The 1,700-nt window shown below is 49.7% G+C and carries 2 protein-coding genes; both read left to right on the forward strand.

Going from position 1 to position 1,700, the window contains the following annotated elements; all coding sequences use genetic code 11:
• On the forward strand, nt 1–193 hold a 193-nt coding region (locus tag AUR66_RS16280), incomplete at its 5' end, for an ethanolamine ammonia-lyase light chain EutC (protein ID WP_197409836.1).
• A 30-nt stretch (nt 194–223) separates the two neighbouring features.
• Nucleotides 224–1,675 carry an ethanolamine ammonia-lyase reactivating factor EutA gene (locus AUR66_RS16285; protein WP_058573274.1) on the forward strand — a complete coding sequence of 484 codons (1,452 nt, stop codon included), beginning with the start codon at nt 224–226 and terminating at the stop codon, nt 1,673–1,675.
• Nucleotides 1,676–1,700 lie beyond the last annotated feature (25 nt).

Genomic DNA, 1,700 nt, shown 5'->3' on the forward strand with positions numbered 1-1,700 from the left:
GGGCCTCAATACAGCGAAGAGCCTCAGTGCATATCTCACATACGAACCTGTGAGAGGGAAACCGACTGCTAAAAAGACGGTTATTTCGAATATTCATCCAGACGGGATTCCCGCGGTTGAAGCAGGAGCTGAACTCGTCGAAGTTATCCAAACGATGCACGATCAAGAGGGAAGTGGTCTGGATCTCGAATGAACCGACACTTGGACCCACTATGATATTATAATGCAGATTGGAGACGCCAACGTACTAACGAGCATCGGTATTGATATCGGCACTACGACGATCCAACTCGTTGTTAGTCACCTTCACTTCGATTCACCAACAGTAGGTTCAAATGCTGTCGAGGTTACCGAACGAGAGATAGTCCATCGAGGAGCAGTGCAGGAAACGCCGCTCAGTGATCGAACGACTATCGACACAGAGGCGGTGAAAAGATACGTCACCACGGAACTCGAGGCAATCAATTATTCTCCCAAAGACATCGACACCGGCGCCGTCATCGTGACCGGTGAAAGTTCCTATAAGGAGAACGCCAAGCAGCTCGTTCACAGCCTCGCCGAAGAGGTTGGTGATTTCGTGATTGCGACAGCAGGACCCTCACTTGAAGCAGTCCTCGCAGGAAAGGGCTCGGGTGCGGCAGAGTATGCTCAGTCAACTGGAAAAACGATTGCCAATATCGATATCGGAGGAGGGACGACAAATATTGGAATATTCACTGGAGATGAGGTGACCGAAACACGGTGTCTTGACGTAGGCGGTCGACTCATTCAGTTCGACAAGGACGGTGCTGTGGCACAGATATCCCCGCCCGCTGCGAAGCTTATCAACGACCAGAACCTCGACATCAGAGAAGGGGCTCTGCCTGACGAGAGCGCTCTTGGAAAGTTGGTTAGGACAATGGGGAAAATGGTGCTCGACATCATCAGTGGACAATCAGTTAGTCCACGAACCCAGTCATTCGTCATCGGTAATTTGAGTCCAAGAAGCATCGATATCGACCACGTTGTCTTCAGTGGTGGCGTGGGAAAACTCTTGAATACACCCTCAGGCACCACAAACATGCTGTCGCCGAGCTTCAACGATATTGGACCACTTCTCGCAAAAACAGTAAACGACCAGTTCCAGTCCTCAGTATTTGACGTCATTAGACTAACAGAAGATATCAATGCAACTGTTATCGGAGCCGGTACTCGAAGCACAGAGTTGAGTGGTACCACAATCAAAGTGGACGACTCCCTGCTCCCACTTCGGAACATTCCTCTCTATGAAACCCCATCGCTTGAGCGCGCCTCTACGTCGACGGAGATGCTTTCTGTGCTCCAGAAGGCTACAGAGAGCGCACATCAACTCTACGAGGCCGAAGATCAGCAGTATGGACTATTTCTTCCCAGTATTGGTGAGTTATCGTTCGAGCGTATCTCTTCGTTAGCCGAAGTATTCGTGAAAGTCTACCAATCGAACTATGAATCTGGAGACACCCTCATTATCGTAGCCGAGCAAAACTGTGCTAAGGTATTAGCTCAGCGGGTTACAGCTCAGAGCAGTGTGCCGATTCCACTCGTGGTGATCGACGAGATCCACCCACAGGATGGAGATTATCTCGACATTGGAGAGCCAATTCTTAGAGGCCGTACAGTTCCCATCGTCATCAAGTCGTTGACGTTCGGGAATTGATATAGCACTATATGATGTATACATA

It is taken from the genome of Haloferax profundi, from assembly GCF_001469865.1.
In the GTDB taxonomy this organism is placed as follows: domain Archaea; phylum Halobacteriota; class Halobacteria; order Halobacteriales; family Haloferacaceae; genus Haloferax; species Haloferax profundi.